Genomic DNA, 26,048 nt, shown 5'->3' with positions numbered 1-26,048 from the left:
GCATCCGCCGATGCCCGGTTTCGCCTTACGACCGCTGTTTCGCGAAGAACACTTCCTTGGCCTGGTCCACAGCGATCTCGCTGCGATAAAGGTCGATCAGTTGGCGCTGACTGAGCTCCTTGGCCGACTCACCGGCTTTTTTCGCGCTGATTTGCTCCGGTGTTTTCAAACGCCCGGACAGGTAGGTATGGGCGGGGACCCAGTCCGTTGAATAACGGAAGTCGGCGAACCACAGGGTTTTGTTTTCTTTCAGGTCCTTGATCTCATAACGGTCCAAATAACCGTAGGGGGCTTTTTTCAGCCGTTGCCGGTTTTTCTGTTTGGTGATCGAAATCTGGTTTCGGCTCTTCAGCCAGATAAGGCTTTCCATGGTCGGCGCCCGCTGCTTGACGACGTTCAGTACGGTTTCGAATCCTTCTTCATATAACGCCTTGGACATTTTCTTCAGTTCCGAACGGGTAGATTCGGCCTCTCGCCGGACGTCCGCGGCAACCCCTACCGTTTCGTTCGAAGCGTTGTCCAGCGCCTTGGTGATGGCGATGCCAACCTTCTCCATCCGGCTGGCATGGGCGTTAAGAATGATGCCGACCCCGGTGGGCGAACGGCTCGGCGTCTTCATGTAGGTTTGGATCTGCGCCTTGAACGTGGTCAATCCACCGATCAGGGCCTTGCCCTTTTCGATGCTGGTGGTCAGCGCTGGGACGATCGCGGGAAGGGCGGCGTTCAAATGAGGAACCCACTCGCCGGTTTCCTTGCGATGGAAGGTGGCAATGATCGTGTCCGTGAGGGGATTCTTTACGTCGACCCAACCCGTTTCCTCCTTCATTTTCGAGAGACGGGGTTCGCCGCTGACGAGGCCCCAGAAACGTGCCCGAATGAATTTTTTCCGCGGCCTGGGGCGCGCCTCATACGGGCCGTCGGTGCTTCGTCGGTTGCTTCGCTCGTCCAGGGCCCAGGCCAGGTGACGCAGCGCGCGTTTCTTGATCGTACCGATTTGCTTGCCCAGTCGATTGAGTTCGGGCGGGCGGACATTGTCCTTGTATTCGGTGCTCAGGTATTGGAGGTGCTCTTCGATGGCCGTGAACTGTTCTGTCAGGCTGCCGAATGTATCGATCTGCTCGTCCAGCCGGATCACGCTACGCTCGTCGATGGCATCGTGCAGGCTCTGGTACGCGACCGTGATGTTGTCGACGAGCTGGTTAACGTCTGACCAGGCTTCAGGCACGGTATTGACGCTGTCCAGTGTCAGGCAGATATGCCGGTACATATCCAGCTGGATCAGGCGAATGGCGTCGCTCTTGTAGGCCGGCATCTTGGCACGATGCTCACGAAGGAAATCAAAGCCTTCGCGCCCCAGTTTCTTGAGGCTGGTAAAGCGGGTTTCCATGTAATCCAGGCGTTCGACCATGTCATCACCGACCCGGATCATCGCATCGGCCGCGTCGACGTGCTGCTGCTGCACTTCCTCGACACCCGAGGTGACCATGTCCAGGGACTCTCTCAGGGCGGGAATAAACCGCTCCTGGAGCGCGTCGATTTCCTCGAAGGTGAAATTGATTTGTGCGTTAAGGTAGCCCAGCCTGGCTTGCGGGGCGTCGGGCCTGGATTCGAAGACAGGCCATTCGGTCAATATCTTCAGCGCCTCTTCGTAGCTTTCCCGCTGGGTTTTCAAGGTGCTCAAATAAACGATGCGCTTGAGCTCCTTGGCAGAACCCGACGCCTTGTTCATTTCCTTGGCGTTCATGGTCAGCAGCTTCTGGCTCTCCGGTTTTCGTTCTTCAAAGCGGTTCAGTTCCGCCAGCAGTTCAACGCCCAGGCTTCTGGCGTCGGCGATGACTTTGTGCCGGGCACCCTCCGATCCGCTGCCGCGTAGACGCAGGCGCGTGTCGACCTGCCATTCGCCATACATATGCCTCATCAGGGCCGGGCCCGTGCGCTTGGGGTCGTGCTCGTCAACGATGGCAACGTGATCGCCTTCTACGGTCACCTTGAACCATTTGTCGGCCATCTTGGCGAACCAAGCCTCGTCCTCTTTGTACAGGCCCTTGAATGGACCTTCGCCCTTGAGCTGTTCGGCGTGTGCAGGCTTGTTGATGCTGAAGCTCTTGAGCAATTTTGCCCGCTCGCCAGACTTGCCTGCCAACGCGCCGCTGTAATGAATGGCGTCATAGTGTTCAGGCGGCAGCTCAGTACTTTTCAACGATGCGAGCTGCTCGATGACGGGTTCAGCTTTCGCCTGGCTCTCCAGTTCGGGCGCCACTTGCTGCGCCTCCGTCTGACGACTGCGAGTGTTTTCCCGGGCGCGGTCGATAGCGTGGGCGGTGATTGCCATGGCCATGTTCAACAGCAGGTCGACAAACGCCTCCCACGTGGCCTGGCTGTCGGAGGTTTCATCCGCCTGGGTCAACGTTTCGGCATCGTCCAGGATCTGCCAGAGCCACGTTGCGGTGCCGACAGCGGCGCCGAGGTAGGGCAGGGCCAGGTTGAAAATCATCCAGCTCGCCTGTTTGAACGTCTGCCAACGGCTTTCGCTATTGGATACCGATTGGCGGTCGGCAAGCTCGGTCAGGGCCTGGGCGTTGGACTTGAACAAGTAGGGCAGAAAATCCGCGCCCAGGGTCTGGTTGCTCAAGCTGACGGGGGCAGTGTTGGTCCAGGCCGAAAACGGGTCCGTCGCGAACTCCACAATCGCCCAGGGCGAAGGCATGGGCCCCGGGAAAACGTATCGGCTGTAGGTTTCGCGCACCCCATCGGGCAGCCACGCCAGCACCGACTGGCGCAAGGAGGCTGTTTGCCGGATCGCATAAATCAAGTTGCTGGGCGTCGGATACTGGCTCAACTGCGGTTCCAGCAAAGGCCGGTAGAGCACGCAGGGGCCGGCGGCCAAGTCTTGTGGGCCGATCACGAACATATTCGTGACAACATCCCCTGGGTCGCTCGATGCCTGGCCGGATACGAACGCCAGTTTGCGCAGGACAATGGGTTGGCCATCGACCTTGCGCTCGGCTTCTTCGGGCTCCATCAGGGCGGCCACATAGCGGTAGCCCCGTTCATCCATATTGCCCTGGCCGCGGATCTTGCTCTCCAGCGCCAGCATCGGTAATTGGATGCGCAACTGGGAGACATACAGGTTTTCACGACGGGTCGACTCCGTCGTATCGCCCAGCAGCTTGCGCTTGATCAGATCGGGATAAACGCGACCGATATCGATTTTGGTAATGAGTTTTTCGACATAGTCGACGGTCATCCATTTAGGCAGCGCGTTGTCACCCACCGAATTGACTGCCTTGTCGCCAAGGGGAAGCGCAATCAGATTTTGCAGGGCAAGGTCAACGAGGTTGAACCGGGTGGTTTCGATTTTGCCGGGCACAACGAACGTGCCCCAGACCACGGGGCTGCGTATCTGCATTTCGATCTGTTGCGGGTCGAGCGTCGCGGCGTCGGCATGTTCCGATTGCATCTGCCGCTTCAGCTCGTCCAGTGCATAGCGCTTGATGGTGGGGATATCGTCCAGGTAGGTCTTGCCGGCATGGGAGCTGCCCAAGGCCGACAGATTCTTCATGTGTTGGGCGAACAGCGCCTGGTCGGAGGCTGACGCTTGTTGCAACCAGTCAGGCATCTGTTTTTCGAACCAGGCCCCGTCAGGGCCGGTCTTTGTGTCCGTTGCGCTGTTGGCTGGCTGTTCGCTCTCGTCGACGATAAACCCTCTGAGGATATCTGGCGAACCGAGGATTTGTATCTGTGCGTCGATCAATCCGCAGGCTTTGTGATCGAAGATGTTGCCGTCGGGCTCGTAAAGCCGCCAGCGAATTTTCTTGCCATCCAGGTTGCCCAGAAGGTCTGGCAAGGTCTGCCCCAGCGCCCGCAGCGAATCGAACTTCTCATAACCACGGCGCAACGAGTACGCGAGGATGGTCTCTTCTTTGTCGATGTTGCCGATCAGGACCACCAGGGAATTGTCGATCAGGCGTATCGTCTTTTCGCCGAAGACCTCGCTGATGTCCACCAGATACGCGTGGGTGTCATAAGGGTCATTGGCCTTGCGGTCCTGCAGCTCGGGGTAAAGGAACAATTGCCGGGCCATCTCGCATTCGCCCGTCGTCCAGCCCTTGACCTCCTGAACGTCCCAGAGCCTGTGCAGCATGCTGGAAAGCCCATGCCAGCGAGGCGGGGCAGTGCCAAGCGCGGTGTTCCAGTACTCCAATTGTTGTTCCTGGCAGGCAGGCACCATGACAGGGGTAAGCTCGTTGATCAGCCTTCCGATCTGGCCGATACGGACCGGCAGGTGCACTTCGGGTGAGGCCAGTGGCAAATGAGTCAGAAAGTGAAAACCTTCGATCAGCAACGTCGCAGAACTCTGCTTCATCCGTGCCGCGAGCATGTTGCTCAGGGTTTGATAGCGGGTGGGGAGTTCTACGATCTCGTCGTCGATGATGGCCCAGTCCGGCTCGCCGACCACGGTGTTGTTCGGATCGAGGTGAAGGTCGGGGTATAGCTTCTTGAGGGCGTTGCGCAAAAGGGCGGCGGCGACCTCCGGTGATGTCGGGCCGGCAAGCAACTGGTTGAGCACTGCATCGCCGAGGTTCGCGTTGGGCGTGGCGGGGCTCGTGCTGGTGGTGGTTTGCGTCATCTGAGTCTTCCTGTCTCGCGATATAGGCAATCCCGCAAGCGAACGCTTCGGGAACGCCATGCTAGGGCGCGGCGCGACAGGGAAGGTGGTAACTATGTATATGCCGAGGAGGTCGTTGGGGCTGAGCCGACCGGTCAATCGACAGACACACCCTGTGCCAAGGGAAAAGCCCCCTGGCTACAGGGTTGTGCACGCCGGGGCGTATTTATTGCCCGGACTTGATCCGGGTCCAGGCTCGTGTCCGCGCCCGCTCGGCGTCCCTTGGCAAGGGTTGTAAGGTATACAACGTGGCCATGGCGGCCTCGGTCGGGTACAGGTTGGGGTTGCTGCGGATCGCCGGGTCGACCATTTCGGTGGCGTCTTTGTTTGGGTTGGGATAGCCGACAAAATCGCTGACCGGCGCGATCACCTGCGGTTGTAGCAAATAGTTGATGAAGGTGTAGGCGTCGTCCGGGTTTTTCGCGCCTTTGGGAATGGCGAGCATGTCGAACCAGATCGGCGCGCCTTCCTTGGGCAGACGCATGTCGACCTTCACACCGTTCTTGGCTTCCTTGGCCCGGTTGGCCGCCTGGGAAAAGCTGCCGGAGTAGCCCACCGCCACGCAGATATCGCCGTTGGCGATGTCGGCCATGTACTTGGACGAATGGAAATAGGCGATGTGCGGACGGATCTTCAGCAGCAGCGCTTCGGCCTTGGCGTAGTCCGCCGGTTTCTTGCTGTTGGGGTCCAGGCCCAAGTGCTGCAAGGCCAGCGGCAGGATTTCCGAAGGCGAGTCGAGCAACGCCACGCCGCACTGCTTGAGCTTGCTGATGTTCTCTTCCTTGAAGATCAGGTCCCAGCTGTCTACCGGCGCGTTGTCACCCAGGGCCGCCTTGACCTTGTCCGGATTGAAGCCGATCAGAATGGTGCCGTACATATAGGGCACGGCAAATTTGTTGCCCGGGTCGTTGGCCTCGATCAGTTTCATCAGCTTGGGATCGAGGTGGTTCCAGTTAGGTAACTTGCTGCGATCCAGAGGTTGGAACACGCCGGCTTCGATCTGCTTGGCCAGGAACACGTTGGACGGCACCACCACGTCGTAGCCGGAATTGCCCGTCAACAGCTTGGCTTCCAGGGCCTCGTTGGTGTCGAAGATGTCATAGACCAGCTTGACCTGGCTGTTCTGCGCCTTGAAATCTTCCAGCGCCTTGGGCGTGATGTAGTCGAACCAGTTGTAGACACGCAAGGTGCGCTCTTCGGCCTGGGCAGCGCCGCAAAGCAGGGTGGCGCACAGGGCCGGAGCCATTAAACGCTTGAGTCTTTTCATGCTGTTATTCCTCATTGGGCGCTTTGAAAACCTTCGAGAACGTTCACCGCATTTACGCCGATTTCTGCCACCGCGTAGCCGCCTTCCATCACGAACAGCGTCGGCTTGCCAAGCGCCGCGATGCGCTTGCCCATCGCCAGGTAATCCGGGCTGTCGAGCTTGAATTGCGAGATGGGGTCGTCCTTGAAAGTGTCCACGCCCAGCGACACGACGATGACATCGGCGTCGTAGCCCTGGATTTCAGCGCAGGCTTGCTCCAGCGCGGCGCTCCAGGTGTCCCAACCTGAACCTGCGGACAAAGGGTAGTTGAAATTGAAACCCTCGCCGACGCCTTCACCGCGCTCGTCGGCGTAGCCGAGGAAGAACGGAAATTCGAATTCCGGATGACCGTGGATCGAGGCGAACAACACGTCGCTGCGTTCGTAGAAAATCGATTGGGTGCCGTTGCCGTGGTGGTAATCGACGTCGAGGATCGCGACTTTTCTATGGCCTTGGTCGAGGAACGCTTGGGCGGCGATGGCGGCGTTGTTGAGGTAGCAATAACCCCCCATCAAGTCGCTGGCGGCGTGGTGTCCCGGCGGTCGGCACAGCGCAAAGGCACTGCGGGCGCCGCGCTGGATTTCAGCCTGGGCGGTGAGGGCGACCTGCGTTGCGCTGTAGGCCGCTTGCCACGTGCCAGCGGTAATCGGCGCGCCGCCGTCGAAGCTGTAATAGCCGAGTTGGCCGTGCAGGCTTTTCGGAATGACCGCGCGCAGGGTCCGCGCTGGCCAGGTGAAAGGCAGCAAATCGCCGTCACGGTGATGTGCCGCCCAGCGATCCCAGGCCCCTTTGAAGAATTCCAGGTACGCCGCGCTGTGGATACGCTGGATCGGCGCGAGGCCAAAATCCTGCGGCGCCTCCACCGGCCCCAGTGCCTGAGTCTTGACCCTATCCAACACATGGTCGGCCCGGGACGGCATTTCGAAGCAAGGCATCAGTTGCCCGTCCATTAACTCGCAGCGTCCGTGGTGCAGGTGGTGATCGTCTGAGTAGATCGTCAGCATTGTTGTTCTCCGCAGGGCTGATTCGTTGAGTCACAGTCTTGCGGCGCGGGGTGTTTCAGAGAACGGCAGGAGAGGCCAAAAGGGGATCGAAATGGCCAAAAGATTTGACCGTAAATCGCCCCTTGTTGGCGCGGGTGTGCGCGGGGTTGGGGCATAGACGATGCTTGTACGGCTGCGGCAACCTGTGGCGAGGGAGCTTGCTCCCGCTCGGCGGCGCAGCCGTCGCAGACCGGGTGATGCGGTGTGCCTGGAGGCATGCGTCGGACCTTTTGGGGCGGCTTCGCCACCCAGCGGGAGCAAGCACCCTCGCCACGGGTTGGTGGTGTGGCGGTTAGCGTGGGTCGACGTTATCCAGCGCTCGGTTCGCCAGTAATGAGCTCAGTTCGATCAGTTGCTGGATACCGAGTGCGATGTGGCGGTGTGAGCCCTCCAGATCGAAAGCCAATTCGTTGACCATCGCATCGGCTGAAGCCAGGGTTTCGCTGAGGTTAGCTAGCAAGGATTCGTTGTCGATGTCTTTTACGACGGTGAACAATTGGCCTGGTTTGGTCGAGTCTTCAGGTTTTGTCTTTGGCGACAAATAGAAATCCAGGGCACGCTCGGCAGCTTCGTCGAGTTTTTTGGTTTTGGATTTGGTTTGCGAGGGAGTGGGAGCCGCCTCTGGCGGATTCGGTGTAGGTTTGAACATGGTGGAGCTCCTTTCGTTAGAGGAACCATCACCATCTGCCGCCAAGCAGATGGGGTGACGGATTACACAAGGTTGGCGGACCGGAACGAAAGGAACCCGGCATCCCCGAAGGGATCCTTGCGCAACCCGTCATAACATGGGACTGCTAATGCCAGAGGCATCGCAATCGTATTGAGGGGCTATTGCGCCTTTCGTGTACCGGGCCGCCAAGCCCGACCACTGGTGAGCAGTGGCAGGGAAACGATAGGGCCCGGGGGCAAGGCGCACAAGCCGGCGGATTCTGGCGTAGTTGTAGGCAATGGCGCAAGGATGTGTGGCTTGTCGGAAGCGTGGCGGAGAGAGAATAAACAAGGCATCCGTAATGCACTGGGACTCGTGGCGAGGGAGCTTGCTCCCGCTCGACGGCGCAGCCGACGCAGACCGGTTGCTGCGGTGTGTCTGGAAGCCAGCGTCAGGACTTTTTGGGGCGGCTTCGCCACCCAGCGGGAGCAAGCTCCCTCGCCACGGGATTGAGGGTGTAGCGGGTATAGTGGATAGACGTTATCCAGTTGCACGGTTTGCCAACAATGAACTCAGTTCGATCAGTTGCTGGATGCCGAGGGAGATGGAGCGGCGGGAGCCTTCCAGCTCGGAGGCAGTTCGTTGACCACCGCATCGGCAGATGCCAGGGTTTCGGTGAGATTGGCGGGCAGAGCTATTCGCCGTCACCGGACAAACACAAAAAAGGCGACCAAGGTCGCCCAGTTCTCACTTTGTCTTGGTCTTACGCACTGGCGGAAAGCTTGGTCTGACGCGAACCAGCGAGCGCACCCTCTGGCTCATCGGACGAACCACGACGGATGCGGTCGAGCATCCGCAGATCCATCGAGCTAGTCACACGAGCTTTGCGCAAGCCGCGCACGTACAAGCAGCCAAAGGTGTCTTGCCCTTTGTGCTTGCCGGCCTTACCGCTTTGGGTTGCTTTCAATTTGCTCATTTTTCGATCACCTTTGAAATGATGCTGTTACTCAGCACTTGGTTTTACTCGTGATGAACTCATTTTTTCTTAACTCGCAGTACACCCGCTAAAGTGTTTAAGCAGAGCCGCACAGAAAGACCACTCATCGCCAATCCCTAGTGGGAGTTTGTTTGCGAAGACGGCAGCACATCCCCCGGCCTGGAGGCGTATGAAGTCCGTGGCGAGGAGCAAGCTCCCTCGCCACGGGTCGCTGGTGTCGCGGTTAGCGAGGGTCGACGTTATCCAACGCCCGGTTCGCCAATAATGAACTTAGTTCAATCAGTTGCAGGATGCCGAGGGCAACGTGACGGCGCGAGCCTTCCAGTTCGAAGGCCAGGTCATTGACCATCGCATCGGCTGAAGCGAGGGTTTCGCTGAGGTTGGTGAGCAGGGATTCGTTGTCGATGTCTTTTACGACGGTGAACAGTTGGCCTGGTTTGGTCGAGTCTTCAGGTTTTGTCTTTGGCGACAAATAGAAATCCAGGGCACGCTCGGCAGCTTCGTCGAGCTTTTTGGTTTTGGATTTGGTGTGCGCAGAAGTGCGGTCCGTTTCGGGAGGATTTGGAGTTACTTTGAACATATGCTGGAACCCTTGAGTTGGGCCGCAACCTCTTCCCTACTAAAAGAAGGGTGGCGGCTGTACGCAGGTTAGTAGACCGGGGATTCCAGCATTTGCCGGCGCGCCGAAGCGCCCTGCGCACAGCCACCATTGAGACAGGAATTGGGATACCTGCCTGAATGAAAACTAATGCATCTTGCGGGAAAACCTCGGGCTACTAAACCCGACCACTGATGAGCAGTGGCAGGGAAACGATAGAACTCAGGTGCAAGGCCCACAAGCCGGCGGATTCTGGCGTAGTTGTAGGCAATGGCGCAAGGATGTGTGGCTTGTCGGAAGCATGGCAGATAGAGAATAAACAAAGCATCCATAACGCACTGGGACCCGTGGCGAGGGAGCTTGCTCCCGCTCGGCGGCGCAGCCGTCGTAGACCGGTGATGTGGTGTGCTTGGAGGCATGCGTCAGGACTTTTTGGGGCGGCTTCGCCACCCAGCGGGAGCAAGCTCCCTCGCCACAGGGGTTGGTGTTGTACATGAAAGCGGTGTTTGCCCAGCAGGTTCAGGACCTGAACTGACTCGGCGCCACCCCGCTCCAGCGCACGAAAGCATGGCGAAAGCTGGCTGTTTCACTGAAGCCCAGCCTTTCGGCAATCCGATAGATCGGCAATTGATCCTCGCAGAGCATCTGCTTGGCCCGTTCGAAGCGCAGTTCGTCGAGCAGTTCTTGATAACTGCAACCTAGCTCCTTGAGGTGCCGGCGCAAGGTGCGCGCCGAGCAGTTCATGTGTTCGGCGAGGCCGTCGAGGCCGGGGGCGGCGTCCAGTTGGGCGTCGAGCAGTTGGCGGATCCGCCCTAGCCAGGCTTGGCGGCCGGTGAATTCGGTGTTCTGCCGGCGACAGCGTTCGGCCATGGCTTGGTGGGTGATAGGATCGGCCAGGGGCAATGGTTGTTCGAGCCAGTGCCGGTCGAAGGCGAAAGCGTTGTCGATGCTGTCGAAGCGAACCGGGCAATCGAAATGCGCCTTGTAGCGCCCATGGTAATCGGGCGCCGGGTGTTCGAAACGCGCCGCGCGCAGCGGCAAGACACGGCCGAGCAGGTCGTTGCAGATGACCTTCAGCGAAACCATGCAGAACTCGGCATTGAACGCCGCCAGGGCCGGGTTCTCGCGATAGTCGCTGGCGCTGAACCAGACGGTCTCGTCGTCCGCTTCCAGGTTGAGGTCGAAGAGTGTTCCCAATAACGCCGGATAACGCAGCGCCAGGCGCAAAGCGTCACCTAAGGTGGCACTGGTGAGCAGGGCGTAGCCGAGCATGCCGTAGGACGAAACGTGCATGCGCAGGCCCAGTTCCAGGCCGATGTCGCGCTTGAGCGCCACGGCGTTGGCGCAGACCTGCATTTCCTGATTGGTGGTGATGCGCGTGTCGGCCCGGCTCAGGTCCGCCGCGCTGATGCCGCTGCCGGCCAGCAACGCCTCACTGGATAGCCCTTCGTTTTTGAAGGTGTTGAGGACCAGGGAGACGGCGTTGAGGGTGGTGAGGTGGGAATGAAGCATGTTCGTTTCCAGCCTTTGGGAGGCTGGGAACGGAGCAAGTTGTGTGCCGGGTACTTTGGTATGACGTCGCTTTTGTGGCGAGGGAGCTTGCTCCCGCTGGGCTGCGCAGCAGCCCCAAACAGGCAACCGGCTCTATTCAGGTAAAACGGCGCTGTCTGCTTTACGACTGCTGCGCAGCCGGGCGGGAGCAAGCTCCCTCGCCACAAAAGCCCCTCACTACAAGTTGATGCGGGGCCGTGTCAGCTCAGTTCGCCACACAGATCCAGCTCAACCAACCGCCGAACCTCGTCCACCGGCAACCCTGCGCCAATCAACGCCTGCAACTTGCCGAACACCGCCTCGCGCGTCATGCCGCCGCCGGACAGCACACCGACGCCACGCAAGCGGCTGCCAGCCTCGTACACATCCAGCTCCACGCCGCCTTCATGGCATTGGGTCACCGCCACCACCACCACGCCGCTGTCCCGCGCCCGCTCGAGGCTGGCGAGGAACGCCGGGTTGTCGCTCGGCCCGGTGCCGCTGCCGTAGCACTCCAGGACCAGGCCCTGGATACCGCCGCCGAGCAGGCCATCGAGGATCTCAGCGCTGATGCCGGGAAACAGCGGCAATACCGCGACATTGGCCAGCTGCTTGGGCTGGTTGTAATTCAACTGCGCCGGCAGCGAAGAGGCTTTGACGCCGCCGCCCTGGCGCTCCAGGCGCTTGAACGGGTGACGGCCGAAGCTGCGCACCTTGGCGCAACGGGTCGGCGCCAGCAGCTCACCGTGGAAGTACAGGTGTACGCCCGGGGCCAGGCCTTGACCGAGGGCGACCAGTGCGCCGCTGAGGTTTTCCCAGGCATCGCTGTCGGTCACGCCGGCCGGCAGCATCGAGCCGGTGAAGCAGACCCGGGCATGCAGGCCCAGCAATTGGAAACTCATCGCCGCCGCGCTGTAGGCCAGGGTGTCAGTGCCATGCAGGATCAGTACGCTATCGCAGCCCTGCACATCCACAGCATCAACCACCGCTTCGCGCAGCTGTTGCCAGTAGGCCGGGGTCATGTTGGCGCTGTCGATCAGCGGCGACATTTCGCGAAAACGCCATTGCGGGATGACGAGTTCGGGCTGGCTGTGCAGGTAGTCGCGCATCCGCGCTTCGAAACCGGATGCAGGTGCCAAGCCGTGGGCGCTGGCTTGCATGCCGATGGTGCCGCCGGTATAGAGCACCATGACGTGCTGGGCAGCAGGGTAGGTCGAGGAATTCATGGTTGTTCTCCGAGGACGAAAACGGCAGCTCTACTTCGCTGCCACAACATAAGGCCGAGCATGACGCCGACCTCAGGTTGTGTCACGCCGGGCGCAGGGGGGGCGCCCGGTTTTTTCCAGACAGCTTGTTACCGGTCAGCGTTGCGCTGCGGTCACGCCCGCGGTAGCGGCGTCAGGCTGGGCAACCGGTGCCGACGGGTTGGCAGGCCAGGCCTTGCGGTCCAGATCCAGGTCCGGAAACTTGCTGGAGTCGAAGACCGGAACCTTGATGCCGGCCGAACGCTGGTCGTCGTAGTCGCGCAGGATGCGCATGCCGACCTTGAACAGCAGGAACAGCGCGATCAGGTTTACGAACGCCAGCAGCGTCATGGTGATGTCGGCGAAGGCGAACACGGTGCTGAGGTTTTCGATGGCGCCCCAGAAAATCAGGACCAGCACCAGCGCGCGGTAGCCGATCAGTACCTTGCGGTTGTCGCCGATCATGAAGCGCAGGTTGTTCTCGCCCAGATAGTAGTTGTAGAGGATCGAGGTGAACACGAACAGGGACAGTGCCACGGAGATGAAAATCCGGCCCCAGTCACCCACTACGGCCGCCAGGGAATTCTGGGTCAGGGCAATGCCATCGCCTTCGAAGCCTGGGGTGTAGAAACCCGACAGCAGAATCAGCAGCGCGGTGCAGGTGCAGATCACAAAGGTGTCCAGGAACACGCTGAACGCCTGTACCACGCCCTGTGCCACCGGATGCTCGACCGAGGCGACAGCGGCCACGTTAGGCGCACTGCCCAGGCCGGCTTCGTTGGCGAACACGCCGCGCTTGACGCCCATGACGATGGCGCTACCGATCAAGCCGCCAAACGCCTGGTCCAGGCCGAAGGCGCTTCTGACGATGGTCGCCAGCATGGCCGGTACGTGGTCAAACTGCAGCACGATGACATAGAGAGTCACGGCGATGTACGCCAGGGTCTTGACCGGTACCAACAGGTCGGCAACCTTGGCGATACGCTTGATCCCGCCGATGAACACCAGGCCCAGCAACACCGCCAGGCCCAGGCCTGTATAGGTGGTGTCAAAGCCGAAGGCGTTGTTCAGGGAATGGGTCACCGCGTGGGCTTGCAAGCCGTTGAAGGCGAAGCCGAAGGTGACCAGCAGCAGGAACGCCATGATCATGCCCAACCAGCGTTTCTGCAGGCCGTGTTGGATGTAATAGGACGGGCCGCCACGGTACTGGCCTTCGGAGTCGCAGCGCTTATAGAGCTGGCCGAGGGAGCATTCGAAGAAGCTGCTGGACATACCGACCAGCGCGGTCACCCACATCCAGAACACCGCACCTGGGCCACCGAGGGTCACGGCGATGCCAACACCGGCGATGTTGCCCGCGCCGACACGGCCGGCCAGGCTGAGCATCAGGGCCTGGAAGGAGCTGAGTTGGTCAGAGCTGCTTTTCAGGCTGTCACGGAATACCGTGAACATGTGAAAGAAGTGACGGAACTGGACGAAACGCGAGCGGATCGTGAAGTAGCCACCGAGCCCGACAATGAGCACGATCAGCACTTTCCCTGATAGGAAGTCGTTGATGACTTCGAGCATGAGTATTCCTCGCTGTTTTTTGTTTAAGCAAATGCTGGCCATTTGGAAACATCGCGTTACATCGGTCGGCGCGCGGCCCGATATTTGAGGCGAAGTTTCGTCCCGGTCCACTTTCGCGGGTTTGTTATTAGTTCGGTTTTCGCATGTTTAAAGGTCTCGTTGCGGACGACCGCTCATGCGAAGAGGGGCGGCACTATACCTATCAGTGCGGTGCCCGTCTGCACAGTTGTGGTGCGTCCGACGAAACGGACCCGTTGAAACACCTGGCCTTTCGGTCAGGTTCTTGTGGGGGCGAGCTTGCTCGAGTTGGCGGGCGACGCGGTTTACAACGGGCAGCGCGTCGTCGTTTATCGCGAGCAGGTTCCTTCCCACAGGTTCAGTCATCCTTTACTGATATCAATTAAAAAAAGGGCTTGGGGAAGATCCCCAAGCCCTCAAAAGGTGAGAGGTGTCTAGTCCCTCGACCTGGTGAGCGGTGTTCGCGTCGATCACGCTTTGAGCGGGACCAGACGTGGAGCAATCATGTTTTCCGGGCGCAGGATGTCGTCGAGCATGGCGTCGTCGAGCAAGCCTTCTTCGCGCACCAGTTCCAGCACGCCGCGGCCGCTTTCCAGGGCGACACGGGCAATGCGGGTGGCGTTTTCATAGCCGATGTACGGGTTCAGCGCAGTGACCAGGCCGATCGAGTGTTCGACCAGTTCGCGGCAGCGCGCTTCGTTGGCGGTGATGCCGACGATGCAGTGCTCGCGCAGCATGTCCATGGCCCGTTGCAGCAGGCGGATCGAGTCGAAGATCTTGAAGGCGATCAGCGGCTCCATCACGTTCAATTGCAGTTGGCCGCCTTCGGCCGCGATGGTCAGGGCCAGGTCGTTGCCGATGATCTGGAACGCCACCTGGTTGACCGCTTCCGGGATCACCGGGTTGACCTTGCCGGGCATGATCGAGCTGCCTGGCTGGCGGGCCGGCAGGTTGATCTCGTTGATGCCGGTGCGTGGGCCGCTGGAGAGCAGGCGCAGGTCGTTGCAGATCTTCGACAGCTTGACCGCGGTACGCTTGAGCATGCCGGAGAACAGCACGAAGGCACCCATGTCGGAGGTGGCTTCGATCAGGTCGGCAGCCGGTACCAGCGGCTGGCCGCTGATGGTCGCCAGGCGCTGTACGGCCAAAGCCTGGTAGCGCGGGTCGGCGTTGATGCCGGTGCCGATGGCGGTGCCGCCCAGGTTCACTTCGGTGAGCAGTTCAGGCGCCAGGGTTCTCAGGCGTGCCAGGTCTTCGCCCAGGGTGGTGGCGAAGGCACGAAATTCCTGGCCAAGGGTCATCGGCACAGCGTCCTGCAGCTGGGTGCGGCCCATTTTCAGGACGTGGCTGAATTCTTCACCCTTGGCCGCGAACGCCTGGATCAGGCTGTCGAGGCTGGCCAGCAAGGCGTCGTGACCCAGCAGCAGACCCAGGCGGATCGCGGTCGGGTAGGCGTCGTTGGTGGACTGCGCCATGTTCACGTCGTTGTTGGGGTGCAGGTATTGGTACTCGCCTTTCTGGTGGCCCATGGCCTCCAGCGCGATGTTGGCGATGACTTCGTTGGCATTCATGTTGGTCGACGTGCCAGCGCCGCCCTGGATCATGTCCACCACGAACTCTTCGTGGAAATCGCCGCGGATCAATCGTGCACAGGCTTCGCTGATAGCGGCGTGCTTGGCTTCGCTGAGCTGGCCCAATTCGCGGTTGGCGTCAGCGGCGGCCTGTTTGACCATTGCCAGACCGACCACCAGCTTGGGGTAATGCGAAATCGGGACGCCGGAGAGACGGAAATTGTTTACCGCTCGTAGGGTCTGGATGCCGTAATACGCTTGTGCCGGTACTTCGAGTACGCCAAGCAGGTCTTTTTCTGTGCGGAATGATGCAGCGGAGGACATGACGGAAATCATCTCGATAAGGACCCGGTCTGAGCCGGAACGCTGTGGATCCTAGGCTTTCAGAAAAAAATGGGCCAATGCTGTTAAGCACTGGGGTATGCATATTCGGCATAATGCGGATGTGACGCCGCCTGTGTGGCGGACGTGTGACCTGTTTTGGTGCGTGGGAGGGACGTGATGAATCTTGAAAGCAAATGGCTTGAGGACTTCAGTGCCTTGGCGGCTACCCGCAGCTTCTCCCAGGCGGCCGAGCGACGTTTCGTGACGCAGCCGGCGTTCAGCCGGCGAATCCGCAGCCTGGAAGCGGCGCTGGGGCTTACGCTGGTCAACCGCTCGCGCACGCCCGTCGAACTGACGGCCGCGGGGCAGCTGTTCCTGGTGACGGCGCGCACGGTGGTGGAGCAACTGGGTGAAGTGCTGCGTCATCTGCATCACTTGGAAGGCGGGCAGGGCGAAGTCATCCAGGTGGCGGCCGCGCACTCCCTGGCGCTGGGTTTCTTTCCGCGCTGGATCGCGCAACTGCGCAACGAGGGGATGAACATCGCCACGCGGTTGGTGGCGACCAACGTCGGTGACGCCGTGCACGCATTGCGCGAAGGCGGCTGCGACTTGATGCTGGCCTTCTATGACCCGGATTCGGCGATGCAGATGGACCCGGAAATCTTCCCTTCGCTGCACTTGGGCCAGACTGAAATGCTGCCGGTGTGTGCGGCCGATGCCGACGGCAAGCCGCTGTTCGATCTCGAAGGCGAGGCCAGTGTTCCGCTGCTGGCCTACAGCGCCGGGGCGTTTCTCGGCCGCTCGGTCAATCAATTGTTGCGCCAGCGAGCGCTGCGTTTCACCACGATCTACGAGACCGCCATGGCCGACAGTCTCAAGAGCATGGCCCTGGAAGGCCTGGGCATCGCCTGGGTGCCGCATTTGAGCGTGCGCGCCGAACTGGCCCGGGGCGAACTGGTGATCTGCGGCGGCACGCAATGGCACGTGCCACTGGAAATCCGCCTGTACCGCTGCGCCCTGGTGCGCAAGGCCAACGTGCGGTTGTTGTGGCGCAAGCTTGAAGGCGGCGTGGCGCAGGGCGCGGCCGGGTCTTGAAAACCACCGTCACCCTTGTGGGAGCGGGCTTGCTCGCGAATGCGGTGTATCAGTTGCGATGATGTCGGCTGACACACCGCATTCGCGAGCAAGCCCGCTCCCACAGATGGTTTAATGGCGCTCTTTCGCTGACCTTCGAGTCAATAAAACCGCCGCTTCGCCCCAAACGACAGATGGTCGGCGAAAGTGCGTTTAACGCACCATTTTCGGTATACTGCCCGGCCTTCGGTCGGTTCGCCCGGCCATTATTCGTACAACAAGCCACGCCGGTTTCCTGCGTGGCTTGTTGTTTTTTGACGCGCCTGCGGGCGCCCAGAGAGAAGAGGCACGACGATGAGTGCACTGGTTGGCGTGATCATGGGCTCCAAGTCCGATTGGTCCACCCTTAGCCACACCGCCGATATGCTGGAAAAGCTCGGCATCCCTTACGAGGTGAAAGTGGTCTCTGCCCACCGCACCCCGGACCTGCTGTTCCAGTACGCCGAAGAGGCCGAATCCCGTGGCATCGAAGTGATCATCGCCGGTGCCGGCGGTGCGGCTCACTTGCCAGGCATGTGTGCGGCCAAGACCCACCTGCCAGTGCTGGGCGTGCCAGTGCAATCGTCGATGCTCTCGGGCGTCGATTCGTTGCTATCGATCGTGCAAATGCCAGCCGGCATCCCGGTCGCGACCCTGGCCATCGGCAAGGCTGGCGCGATCAACGCCGCCCTGCTCTCGGCGAGTATCCTGGGCGCCAAGCATCCACAGTTTCATACCGTGCTGAAAAAATTCCGCGCTGAGCAGACAGACAGCGTCCTGGACAATCCGGACCCACGCATTGCCTGAGGTGGTTGACGAATGAAGATCGGTGTAATCGGTGGCGGCCAGTTGGGCCGCATGTTGGCCCTGGCGGGTACGCCGCTGGGTATGAACTTCGCTTTCCTGGACCCGGCGCCGGACGCCTGTGCAGCCGCCCTGGGTGAGCACCTGCGGGCCGACTACGGCGACCAGGATCACCTGCGCCAATTGGCCGATGAAGTCGACCTGGTGACCTTCGAATTCGAAAGCGTCCCGGCCGAAACCGTGGCCTTCCTGTCGCAATTCGTCCCGGTCTACCCGAGCGCCGAAGCCTTGCGCATCGCCCGTGACCGGTGGTTCGAGAAGAACATGTTCAAGGACCTGGGCATCCCGACGCCGGCCTTCGCCGACATCCAGTCCCAGGCCGACCTGGACGCCGCCGTTGCCACCATCGGCCTGCCTGCCGTGCTCAAGACCCGCACCCTGGGTTACGACGGCAAGGGCCAGAAGGTCCTGCGCAACCCTGAAGACGTGGCCGGTACGTTTGCCGAGCTCGGCAGCGTGGCGTGCCTGTTGGAAGGTTTCGTGCCGTTCACCGGCGAAGTCTCGCTGATCGCCGTGCGTGCCCGCGACGGTGAAATCCGTTTCTACCCGCTGGTGCATAACACCCACAAGGACGGCATTCTCAAATTGTCCGTCGCCAGCACCAATCATCCATTGCAGGCCTTGGCGGAGGATTACTCCAGCCGGGTGCTCAAGCAACTCGACTATGTCGGCGTGATGGCGTTCGAGTTCTTTGAAGTGGACGGTGGCCTCAAGGCCAACGAAATCGCCCCGCGTGTGCATAACTCCGGGCACTGGACCACCGAAGGCGCCGAGTGCAGCCAGTTCGAAAACCACCTGCGGGCGGTGGCCGGGCTGCCGCTGGGGTCGACCGCCAAGGTCGGCGAGAGCGCGATGCTCAACTTCATCGGCAAGGTGCCCGACACCGAGAAGGTCCTGGCGATCGCCGACTGCCACCTGCATCACTATGGCAAGGCGTTCAAGGTCGGGCGCAAGGTCGGTCACGCCAACCTGCGCTGCGGTGACCGGGCGACGTTGGCCCAACAGATCATCAAGGTCGAGACGCTGATCGCCGAGCAATAATCTGAAACATCGGCGGAACCATTCGTCGGCCGGCTTCTCTCATGGCAAGGTGCCAAAGTCCTACTAGGCTTTGGCATAGCAACTCAATCAAGAGGAAATGCCATGGGAATCATCGGAACCATCTTTATCGGCTTGATCGTCGGCCTGCTGGCGCGTTTCCTGAAACCGGGCGATGACAGCATGGGTTGGATCATGACCATCCTGCTCGGTATCGGCGGTTCGTTGGCAGCCACCTACGGCGGCCAGGCCCTGGGCATCTACCAGGCAGGCCAAGGCGCTGGCTTCATCGGTGCCCTGGTGGGCGCGATCGTCCTGCTGGTGATCTACGGCCTGATCAAAAGAAACTGATCCAAATGCGATAAGCCCTCTCTGCCTGGCGCGCAGAGGGGGCTAGAATGCTCGGCGTTCTACCTTCCTTCATTGCCGAGCCCTTTCATGCGCCGTCTAGTGTTGACCCTTCTTTTGCTGGGCAGCGGCCTGGCCCATGCCGCCGAACTGCCGGAAACCGACTGGCTCGAACTGATGCCAAAGTCGGACCAGAAAGCCCTCGAGGCCATGCCCGAGATCGACCACGACTCCCCCGAAGCCAACGGCACCTTCACCGAAAAAGGTGGTCTGAAACAAAGCAAAGGCTTGCCAGCGGTGATGTATTCGACCAAGACCGTGGCGTCGATGAACGACAAGCACATCCGTATCGGCGGTTATCCGGTCCCACTGGAAACCGACGCCAAGGGGCGCAGCACGCTGTTCTTCCTGGTGCCTTACCCTGGCGCCTGCATCCACGTTCCGCCACCGCCGCCCAATCAACTGGTGCTGGTGCGTTATCCCAAGGGCCTGAAGCTCGACGACATCTATACGCCGTTGTGGGTGACCGGCACGCTGAAGATCGAAAAGGTCGACAACGACTTGGCGAGCGCGGCGTATGCGCTGGACGCGCAGAAGGTGAGGGTGGTGCAGGAGGCGGATTTGTAGGCGGCTGGTTGGCTCGACACAAATCCCATTGTGGGAGCGGGCTTGCTCGCGAAAGCGATCCAACTGCCAACAAACCAACCACCGACCCAACCGAGGACGCGCCCCATGCTCGACTCCCTGGAAAAAATGCTCGCCAAGGGTGTGGATAACGCACTGCTGCGCTTTGGCCTGGGCAAAGGCTATCTCGATCTCGGCGAATTCGCCCGGGCGGCGGAGCACCTTCAGCGCTGCGTCGAGTTCGATCCAAAGTACTCGGCGGCGTGGAAACTATTGGGTAAAGCCCACCAAGGCCAAGGCGATGTCGCGGCGGCGCGCCACGCCTGGCAGCAGGGCCTGGCAGCCGCCCGCGCCCATGGCGACAAGCAAGCGGAAAAGGAAATGACGGTTTTCCTGAAGAAGCTGGACCGCCAACCCTGACGCCCGCCACAACGCCCCCAAAGGAAACAAGGGAAGGGCTACCCAGAGAAATTAGTCAGTCAGACGATGGCGTCGATATCCAAGGTGTAAGGTTTACCGACTGCGTATCCGTCAGCATTGTTGATCCACTCATTTTCGGTACCCGGGCTCGGTGCCCTCGCCAATTGCACCGCTACGCTGTTTTCCGGGTGGGCATGCCAGCGCGACAGGCTTTGCGCCAGTTGTTCGGGTTGTTCCGCCAGGTTTCCGTAGACGTCTTTTTCGCTGACCGACGCGGTGCGCAGCGTGGCCAGACGAGCGAGCGTGGTTCGTATCATGTCGATTTCGTGGGTAAGTGCATCATGGTCAGGGTTGTGGCTACGACCATTGGGAGCGGCCCGTGCTGTCAGGTGGCGTTTTTCGTTTCGCAAGCGCTGGGTGATGTGTGCCAGAGCACTTTCCACCCATTCATATTCACGCTTCGTTACCAGGGAGTCCTGGGCTACCTGCGCTTGCTGCCAGCGATGCAAGGTCGCCCAACAAGCGGGAATATAGCTGGGGACCATGAAATGATTCTCGGTGTGAAAGAGTTGGGACAGTAACGACGGACGATCCGGTAGGCCGTGTTGATGCTGAAGGGCGACATCGCAGGCGGCGTGTTGAATGATGGTGTCGCAACTGGGCGTCCAGAGTATCGAAAAGGTTTCCTTGCGATCTAACTCCACTGGCATGAAATGTCGCAAGATTCCGTGGTGTTCATAGTTCTCCCCCGTCCAGTTGGTGATGCCCGCCACAAACACCGAAAGGCCGACCGGTACGTTGGCGAACGTCAGCGCCAACCCCGTGCCATAGATGCCTGCCTTTGTGTTCATCCAACTGCCGGGTACGCTGGGTATCGGATCGTTGTGGTTGACCATGCGGTAATGCACCAGGGGCTCGGCGTTTTTTACGAAAGTTGCATCAGCGGCGCGGGGGGCGCCGTAGGTGTAGAGCTGGATGGTGTAGCCTTCCGGTCGGCGCCGCAGAATTTCGGAAAGTAATAACGCTACCGCGCCCCCAAGGCTGTGGCCGCAAATGAGTAGTGGTTGGCCAGCATAGAATTTATCCAAGTAGCTCGTTACGAAGGCGGCCGTTTTTTTTGCGGCTCCATAGAATCCGCGATGTACTCGACCATTACCTTCTTCAAACGGTACTTGGAGCGCATCTGCGTCACGCAGGCCGTCAGGGATCATTTCCGAAGTTCCGCGTATTGCAATAAGGATCAGTTGGCCGTTATGGGTGATAAACGCCTGGGTATCAGTGGCCTGCGACTCAAGTTTGCGGTCATCAAGAAAGTGGATCTTGGCGGGATGTTCCTGGTCTTCGCCCAGCTCTGGATTATTGACCGCATACAGGGCAGGGTCGAACGGCACGATCTCCAGGCGTTCGGAATAGGGCACGTCCTGATATAACGGATAATAGGCTTTTGTTTGCCCCGGATTGAGCATCCAAAGTTCCTCGGATTTGGCTAGCGCATCTGCGAACCAGTTACCGACGCTCGGCTGGTGGGTGAAGCTCACCCGGGTATTGATCGGAGGTAGTTCTGGAGTCTGGCCAAAGGGGCAATAGGTCAAGGTCGACATGAGCGCCAATTGATATAAGTTGAGTGCGCAGAATTCGGGGGCGATGGACAACATGGGCCGCAAGGCCCGTAACGGGCGCACCTCCAGCACCGTGTGCTTGTGTGGCATAAGGATTACACCGGATTTGCCATGCTCACCCATCAGCCGTGCCGGCCCGGTAGGGCACGGGTAATGGCGATACACCTCGGGAGGCAAATGCGCGACGTGCTTGACGAGATGGCGCACCTCCACCTGGAAGAAATCGTCCGCGCGAGTTTGGGCCGGGCTTTCTCGGGAGCGTATAGCGTTTGGATGCATGTAGCGGGTGTGTTCTGCACGGACTTGCAGCTCGGTAATCTTCAGCGGATAGCTGTCTCTGCGTTGAAGCTCCAGATAAAGCTGTTCCGGCCCTTGGTACTTTTGTTCAAAGACAAGGGCAATCGGTCCGGCGTAATGATTCCTGACCTTGCCGGCCCCCGATGCATCTAGATTTCCGGAATGTACCTGTCCTTCTGAATCGGTAGCGACATAAACCAGTCCTGCGTAAGGTTCGCCAGAGCCCAACTCATCGACTAGCTGAAAGCTCGTCCATTTCCCTGCCACCGGGCACGCCAGGGTACTGCCGCTCAACCTTGATTCCAGTTCATTTTTCAACGACGTCATGCGCGGGCTTCCTTATTCCGTGCAGCCTGGGTATATGGTGCATCGCCGGCCATCAGGCATCTGAAAACCACTGAAATCTGTGTAGTTGCCGGAACAAAACGCATATTGGTCTTCAAAATTTTTACCCATGCATCGTTTCCAGCCACTGGGTACCTTTACCCAGGTGTCGCCCATGTAGGGTCTTTCTTCATTTGCCAAGGAGATCTTCATTGTTATGGTTTTTCCCGGAAGCTGATCGAGGGTATAGGCCGAGAAAGGACGGCCGCGTCCAAGCATTCCCAGCGGCGTGATTTGTTTACAATTGAGTATTTTCCGGAGAATGCGAGGCTTGCCCGAGGTGCGAAATAGCCATTGGCACTGGCCATAAAAGACGCTTTCATCTGCCTCGTTGAATGTTCTCTTGTATTGCGCTTCCAACTCATCGCGTATGGCGATAACCGCTGAGTCTCCACTTATGTCGCTCCAATCTTTGCCATATGCAGCGTTGATCTCGAGTCTGATGCGGTAGATCACCAATGGGCAGCCGCCAACTGTTCTGTACAAGGCAATCTCCGAGTTCGGCTGGTAATGTTTGCGCCAATGCAGGTTGTATCCGACTTCTGTATTTCTACCACCCGGCACAGTGCAGGATTGCCCTTTGGCAGGGACATACACCGCGACGGCTTGATAAGCAAAGTCCGGAGGTAGATCAGCGGTAAAGGTGAACGTGTTGGGAGGTTTGCTGATGCAGCCTGTCGCTATCGCTAAGCTGCAGCTCAAGCCTGCAATCCGTAGGAAATGTTTCATCGCAACGTCTCGACTTGCCAAAAGGTCGTCATCAGACGCACCCGTTCAAAATGTTCGTCAGGGCTTTCAGCAGGGAGCGCTTGCCATTCCCGCATCAACGTGTGCGCAGGCGCTTGCAGACGATAGGTCAGCAAGAATTCCAACTTCTCAGGCGCTTGCCAGTTCCATGCCTCGGCTTGATTGAGCGTGGCGCGCAACCACGCCTCCGGATCCTGGCGCTCGGCAAGTCGGGCGTAGGCCTGGACATGCTCGGCCAACAGAAAACGGCGGGCATTGATCAGGCGGGTTTCCATTACTTGCTGCGGGGGAACAGGTACTTGCAGCCAGAGAGGCGATTCAGGCACCGGATATACGTCGGGTGCCGGATTATCCACGCGTTCCCAGCTTGTACCTTGCCAGTAGCAGACACTGATCGCCGGCCCGAGATAGACGGGGTAGGCTTCAATGGGCAAATACCCGAGTGCCCGTGCCAGCACACGATTGTCCTGGAAGCGATACAGCGCTTGATGAGGACGCTTTCCAATGATCAACCGTTCCCGCCAATGTTCTGCCAATACCTGCAGGTTTCCTTTACGAAGGCTGGCAAGCCAGCCCCAGTTTCTTTCCGGGGACTCGAGTAATTGATGGATACTTTGGTCGCCGGGCTGATCAAATTCGAAGACGAGCGGCCCAGCGTCGCTTAGGTCGGCGATGATGGTCTGGCCAAAAATGTTCAGATATTGGTCAGGGCGACAGTTCTTTAAAAGCGCCTGGCGTATCTGTCGCTCATTTTCCGAGTCCAGAACAACACACAATGCGCGGCCAAGGCGGTGGTGCTCGACCAACCACTGATGGGGGAACGAGCAAGTCATGCTGCGACGGCTTCCGTTGTACATATACCGTTGCGGCAGGCCTCGCAGATAGGACAGAAATCTAATCCCAATGCTTGACTGGCCGTCATCAGGGCCCGCTGCGTAGGGGCAAGCATCGCCGGTAGATCCTCCAGCTTGACCAAGGTGGCCGCTAGTTCAGGATTAAATGACGAAGCACTGATCGCAGGTAGCGGGGTGCCACCGATTTGGATTTCACTGCTGCTGTAGATGCCGCTGGGATTGATCACGATGTGTTGGCCCCCGGCATTCAAGCTGAGGGTTGCGCCTGCTTCGAGAACGAGATGAGCGCCGGCCTTGATATGCACTTGCTGACCGGCGTCGACGATGAACGTCTGATCGACATGGGTATGGCGATTGACGACGTTCAGGTAATCGTTACCTCCGACCCGGATCGTGCGGTCGGCGGCTGTAGTCCGATGCTCCTCCGCATGAATTTCTGTAATGCTGTTGCCCTTGATGGTCTCTCGCCGTTCGTTGCCCACCTCTAGCCGGCTGTCATTTTCTATTTTTTGCTCCATATCACGCTGGGCACGCAGGTAGATCAGCTCCTGGCCTGTACGGTCCTCCAGATGCAATTCGTTGGCGCCCTTGTAGCCGGGGGAGCTGCGGGAGCGAAACACGGTGCGCGTTTTATGTGCAGGGAGTGGGTAGGGCAAGGTATTTGCACTATTGGTCAGGCATCCGCTGATCAAGGGCTTGTCGGGATCGCCTTCAAGGAAGGTGACCAATACCTCCATACCCACTCTTGGTATCGTAACGCCCCCATAGCCATTGCCTGCCCAACTTGAAGCGACTCTCAACCAGCAGCTGCTGTTGCTATCGACGCGATCCGCACGATCCCAGAAAAACCTGACCTTGACCCGGCCGTATTGATCGCAGTGGATTTCTTCACCCTCGGGCCCGGTAACGACTGCTGTCTGGCAGCCGGATATGTGTGGTTTTTGAAAAAACCGTCGGGAGCGAAAGATCACAGCCCACGGTGTAGCGACAAACCGATTGCGGTAGCCCTGATTGAAGAGGCCTTCACTAGGGCCAGTTTCGTTGGGGATAATTTCTTCCAGGACCTGCGGCTGTTTGCCTTCGTGACGTACTTCAGTCAACAACCATAGGTCATTCCATTCCGAGCGTGGATGTTCTCTCAACTCCAAGAAATGTCCCGTCATCAAGGTTGGCTGGTTACTCCTGCCTTCGGCCAGGCAGTAGTCGGCGCGATGTCGTTCCAGGGCCCGCCGACTCAGTAATTTGCCGCGCTGTTCCTGAAAAAAACCACCGGGATAATCGTAGGCTTCCAAGTCCGGCTGGATTTTACCGATGTTGAGCTGACAGGCGTTTTCCGGCAGGAACGTAGCCTTCTTGAAGTCGTAATCACGGCATGTGACTCGGCTGGTCCGGGTTTCAAGCCGAAGACCAAAGCGCTGAATAACCGGTTCGTCGTAAACCATTCCACTGTCGTGTTTATAAGCAGTGGGTCGGTCGCGCCGGGGAAATACGGTCTGGTCGTCGCCAAAAATTAGTTGATGGCCAGATACACTGTGCTGGAAGTGATAGTGCAAGCCCTCTTCGTGACATAGGCGCTCGATGAAATGCAAATCGGACTCCTGATACTGAACGCAGTAGTCACGCGGCGGATAACTTGCACTCAACTGGAAGCGATGAGCATCGGTGAAGATTCCGTGCTCCTTGAGGATCGAAGTGATGATCTTGGGCACACTGATTTGCTGGAAAATTCGTTGATTAGTCCGATGCGCCAAATAGGTCAGTCGTGGGGTCAGTTTGATCTTGTAATGCGCCAAGCGTTTACCTGAATCGTTTTGCTGAGCTCGATAGATAAAGCCGTGTATGCCACTGTGCTGTTTATCAAAGGCTAGGAATGCTGGTTTATTTAACAGTTGCTCTAGATCGATGTTTTTTTGTTCGCTGACAAGTTTTACGTCGAAACAATAAGGTGTGCTTATCGCTTCATAACCTTCGAAGGCCAAGATCTGTAGTTCATGTTCGAAGCCGGGAATTATGAGTTGAAATTCGTTAGTGTTGGTGACTTGTGGCATTGCTCGGGTCCTTGGGCTGTGGCTTTAGCTCCTGATCACATTGAAGCAGCACTGAGGGGGAGCGGTGCAGACTTCTGCAAAAAAAAGAAAGGGATGTAGGATTTTTCATTGGACTGGAAAAATTGAAATGTTTTTAATTAATTGTATTGTTGACGGAGTTCAGTACCTGAGCTT

The 26,048-nt window shown here is 59.0% G+C and carries 20 protein-coding genes and 1 pseudogene; 6 read left to right on the top strand and 15 right to left on the bottom strand.

Annotated elements, in window-relative coordinates:
- Positions 1–25 precede the first annotated feature (25 nt).
- From AD663_RS27520 to aspA, 11 genes and pseudogenes are all read right to left on the bottom strand, one after another.
- Positions 26–4,630, bottom strand: a complete 4,605-nt coding sequence (locus AD663_RS27520) for a dermonecrotic toxin domain-containing protein (protein WP_053214876.1) — start codon at positions 4,628–4,630, stop codon at positions 26–28.
- A gap of 205 nt (positions 4,631–4,835) precedes the next feature.
- Positions 4,836–5,936: a polyamine ABC transporter substrate-binding protein gene (locus AD663_RS27515; protein ID WP_053214875.1), complete on the bottom strand. Its 1,101-nt coding sequence runs from the start codon at positions 5,934–5,936 to the stop codon at positions 4,836–4,838.
- Positions 5,937–5,947: 11 nt separating this feature from the next.
- Positions 5,948–6,979, bottom strand: coding sequence for a histone deacetylase family protein (locus tag AD663_RS27510; protein WP_053214874.1), 1,032 nt, complete (start codon positions 6,977–6,979; stop codon positions 5,948–5,950).
- Positions 6,980–7,310: 331 nt separating this feature from the next.
- Complete coding sequence (locus AD663_RS27505) at positions 7,311–7,667, bottom strand: DUF6124 family protein (protein WP_053214873.1); 357 nt, start codon at positions 7,665–7,667, stop codon at positions 7,311–7,313.
- A 549-nt stretch (positions 7,668–8,216) separates the two neighbouring features.
- Positions 8,217–8,359, bottom strand: a pseudogene (locus AD663_RS29760) (DUF6124 family protein); the annotation flags it as partial.
- Positions 8,360–8,430: 71 nt separating this feature from the next.
- Entirely contained in the window at positions 8,431–8,643 is a 213-nt protein-coding gene (locus tag AD663_RS27500) for a hypothetical protein (RefSeq protein ID WP_003187072.1), read from the bottom strand.
- A 244-nt stretch (positions 8,644–8,887) separates the two neighbouring features.
- Positions 8,888–9,244 carry a DUF6124 family protein gene (locus tag AD663_RS27495; protein ID WP_053214872.1) on the bottom strand — a complete coding sequence of 119 codons (357 nt, stop codon included), beginning with the start codon at positions 9,242–9,244 and terminating at the stop codon, positions 8,888–8,890.
- A gap of 537 nt (positions 9,245–9,781) precedes the next feature.
- On the bottom strand, positions 9,782–10,774 hold the full coding sequence (locus AD663_RS27490; RefSeq protein ID WP_053214871.1) for an AraC family transcriptional regulator: 993 nt from the start codon (positions 10,772–10,774) through the stop codon (positions 9,782–9,784).
- A 239-nt stretch (positions 10,775–11,013) separates the two neighbouring features.
- Complete coding sequence (locus tag AD663_RS27485; RefSeq protein WP_003187066.1) at positions 11,014–12,018, bottom strand: asparaginase; 1,005 nt, start codon at positions 12,016–12,018, stop codon at positions 11,014–11,016.
- A gap of 135 nt (positions 12,019–12,153) precedes the next feature.
- Positions 12,154–13,605 carry a sodium:alanine symporter family protein gene (locus tag AD663_RS27480; protein ID WP_003187064.1) on the bottom strand — a complete coding sequence of 484 codons (1,452 nt, stop codon included), beginning with the start codon at positions 13,603–13,605 and terminating at the stop codon, positions 12,154–12,156.
- A 488-nt stretch (positions 13,606–14,093) separates the two neighbouring features.
- Positions 14,094–15,518, bottom strand: a complete 1,425-nt coding sequence (gene aspA, locus AD663_RS27475) for an aspartate ammonia-lyase (RefSeq protein ID WP_003187063.1) — start codon at positions 15,516–15,518, stop codon at positions 14,094–14,096.
- 177 nt (positions 15,519–15,695) lie between these two features.
- On the opposite strand from aspA, the gene AD663_RS27470 reads away from it, so the two are divergent.
- From AD663_RS27470 to AD663_RS27445, 6 genes are all read left to right on the top strand, one after another.
- The gene (locus AD663_RS27470; protein WP_003187061.1) at positions 15,696–16,613 is read left to right on the top strand and encodes a LysR substrate-binding domain-containing protein; all 918 of its coding nucleotides are present in this window, start codon (positions 15,696–15,698) and stop codon (positions 16,611–16,613) included.
- 333 nt (positions 16,614–16,946) lie between these two features.
- Positions 16,947–17,438 carry a 5-(carboxyamino)imidazole ribonucleotide mutase gene (gene purE, locus AD663_RS27465; protein WP_003187060.1) on the top strand — a complete coding sequence of 164 codons (492 nt, stop codon included), beginning with the start codon at positions 16,947–16,949 and terminating at the stop codon, positions 17,436–17,438.
- A 12-nt stretch (positions 17,439–17,450) separates the two neighbouring features.
- Positions 17,451–18,536 carry a 5-(carboxyamino)imidazole ribonucleotide synthase gene (locus AD663_RS27460; RefSeq protein WP_003187058.1) on the top strand — a complete coding sequence of 362 codons (1,086 nt, stop codon included), beginning with the start codon at positions 17,451–17,453 and terminating at the stop codon, positions 18,534–18,536.
- A 102-nt stretch (positions 18,537–18,638) separates the two neighbouring features.
- A complete protein-coding gene (locus tag AD663_RS27455) occupies positions 18,639–18,884 on the top strand; it encodes a GlsB/YeaQ/YmgE family stress response membrane protein (RefSeq protein WP_003187057.1) in 246 nt (81 codons plus the stop codon).
- An 87-nt stretch (positions 18,885–18,971) separates the two neighbouring features.
- A complete protein-coding gene (locus AD663_RS27450) occupies positions 18,972–19,508 on the top strand; it encodes a DUF3299 domain-containing protein (protein ID WP_033046355.1) in 537 nt (178 codons plus the stop codon).
- A gap of 105 nt (positions 19,509–19,613) precedes the next feature.
- Positions 19,614–19,925, top strand: a complete 312-nt coding sequence (locus AD663_RS27445) for a tetratricopeptide repeat protein (protein ID WP_053214870.1) — start codon at positions 19,614–19,616, stop codon at positions 19,923–19,925.
- Positions 19,926–19,984: 59 nt separating this feature from the next.
- Here the strand turns inward: AD663_RS27445 and AD663_RS27440 are convergent, their stop codons facing one another.
- Genes AD663_RS27440 through AD663_RS27425 form a run of 4 tightly spaced genes read right to left on the bottom strand, consistent with a single transcriptional unit; the run spans position 19,985 to position 25,874 of the window.
- Complete coding sequence (locus AD663_RS27440; protein ID WP_003187051.1) at positions 19,985–22,168, bottom strand: lipase; 2,184 nt, start codon at positions 22,166–22,168, stop codon at positions 19,985–19,987.
- A gap of 12 nt (positions 22,169–22,180) precedes the next feature.
- The gene (locus AD663_RS27435; RefSeq protein ID WP_003187050.1) at positions 22,181–22,954 is read right to left on the bottom strand and encodes a hypothetical protein; all 774 of its coding nucleotides are present in this window, start codon (positions 22,952–22,954) and stop codon (positions 22,181–22,183) included.
- A complete protein-coding gene (locus tag AD663_RS27430) occupies positions 22,951–23,805 on the bottom strand; it encodes a DUF4123 domain-containing protein (RefSeq protein ID WP_003187048.1) in 855 nt (284 codons plus the stop codon). The genes AD663_RS27435 and AD663_RS27430 overlap by 4 nt, the downstream gene beginning before the upstream one ends.
- Entirely contained in the window at positions 23,802–25,874 is a 2,073-nt protein-coding gene (locus AD663_RS27425; RefSeq protein ID WP_003187047.1) for a type VI secretion system tip protein VgrG, read from the bottom strand. The genes AD663_RS27430 and AD663_RS27425 overlap by 4 nt, the downstream gene beginning before the upstream one ends.
- Between the last annotated feature and the right edge of the window lie 174 nt (positions 25,875–26,048).

The sequence above is a fragment of the Pseudomonas sp. Q12-87 genome (assembly GCF_001269755.1).
GTDB classification, from domain to species: Bacteria; Pseudomonadota; Gammaproteobacteria; order Pseudomonadales; family Pseudomonadaceae; genus Aquipseudomonas; species Aquipseudomonas fluorescens_S.
Note: the sequence above shows the minus strand (reverse complement) of the source record. Positions and strands in the feature narration are given on the sequence as shown.

Excerpts from the sequence above, each read along its gene's own strand:
- AD663_RS27520 (WP_053214876.1), bottom strand. The coding sequence starts at position 4,630 with ATGACGCAAACCACCACCAGCACGAGCCCCGCCACGCCCAACGCGAAC.
- AD663_RS27515 (WP_053214875.1), bottom strand. The coding sequence starts at position 5,936 with ATGAAAAGACTCAAGCGTTTAATGGCTCCGGCCCTGTGCGCCACCCTG.
- AD663_RS27510 (WP_053214874.1), bottom strand. The coding sequence starts at position 6,979 with ATGCTGACGATCTACTCAGACGATCACCACCTGCACCACGGACGCTGC.
- AD663_RS27505 (WP_053214873.1), bottom strand. The coding sequence starts at position 7,667 with ATGTTCAAACCTACACCGAATCCGCCAGAGGCGGCTCCCACTCCCTCG.
- AD663_RS27500 (WP_003187072.1), bottom strand. The coding sequence starts at position 8,643 with ATGAGCAAATTGAAAGCAACCCAAAGCGGTAAGGCCGGCAAGCACAAA.
- AD663_RS27495 (WP_053214872.1), bottom strand. The coding sequence starts at position 9,244 with ATGTTCAAAGTAACTCCAAATCCTCCCGAAACGGACCGCACTTCTGCG.
- AD663_RS27490 (WP_053214871.1), bottom strand. The coding sequence starts at position 10,774 with ATGCTTCATTCCCACCTCACCACCCTCAACGCCGTCTCCCTGGTCCTC.
- AD663_RS27485 (WP_003187066.1), bottom strand. The coding sequence starts at position 12,018 with ATGAATTCCTCGACCTACCCTGCTGCCCAGCACGTCATGGTGCTCTAT.
- AD663_RS27480 (WP_003187064.1), bottom strand. The coding sequence starts at position 13,605 with ATGCTCGAAGTCATCAACGACTTCCTATCAGGGAAAGTGCTGATCGTG.
- aspA (WP_003187063.1), bottom strand. The coding sequence starts at position 15,518 with ATGTCCTCCGCTGCATCATTCCGCACAGAAAAAGACCTGCTTGGCGTA.
- AD663_RS27470 (WP_003187061.1), top strand. The coding sequence starts at position 15,696 with ATGAATCTTGAAAGCAAATGGCTTGAGGACTTCAGTGCCTTGGCGGCT.
- purE (WP_003187060.1), top strand. The coding sequence starts at position 16,947 with ATGAGTGCACTGGTTGGCGTGATCATGGGCTCCAAGTCCGATTGGTCC.
- AD663_RS27460 (WP_003187058.1), top strand. The coding sequence starts at position 17,451 with ATGAAGATCGGTGTAATCGGTGGCGGCCAGTTGGGCCGCATGTTGGCC.
- AD663_RS27455 (WP_003187057.1), top strand. The coding sequence starts at position 18,639 with ATGGGAATCATCGGAACCATCTTTATCGGCTTGATCGTCGGCCTGCTG.
- AD663_RS27450 (WP_033046355.1), top strand. The coding sequence starts at position 18,972 with ATGCGCCGTCTAGTGTTGACCCTTCTTTTGCTGGGCAGCGGCCTGGCC.
- AD663_RS27445 (WP_053214870.1), top strand. The coding sequence starts at position 19,614 with ATGCTCGACTCCCTGGAAAAAATGCTCGCCAAGGGTGTGGATAACGCA.
- AD663_RS27440 (WP_003187051.1), bottom strand. The coding sequence starts at position 22,168 with ATGACGTCGTTGAAAAATGAACTGGAATCAAGGTTGAGCGGCAGTACC.
- AD663_RS27435 (WP_003187050.1), bottom strand. The coding sequence starts at position 22,954 with ATGAAACATTTCCTACGGATTGCAGGCTTGAGCTGCAGCTTAGCGATA.
- AD663_RS27430 (WP_003187048.1), bottom strand. The coding sequence starts at position 23,805 with ATGACTTGCTCGTTCCCCCATCAGTGGTTGGTCGAGCACCACCGCCTT.
- AD663_RS27425 (WP_003187047.1), bottom strand. The coding sequence starts at position 25,874 with ATGCCACAAGTCACCAACACTAACGAATTTCAACTCATAATTCCCGGC.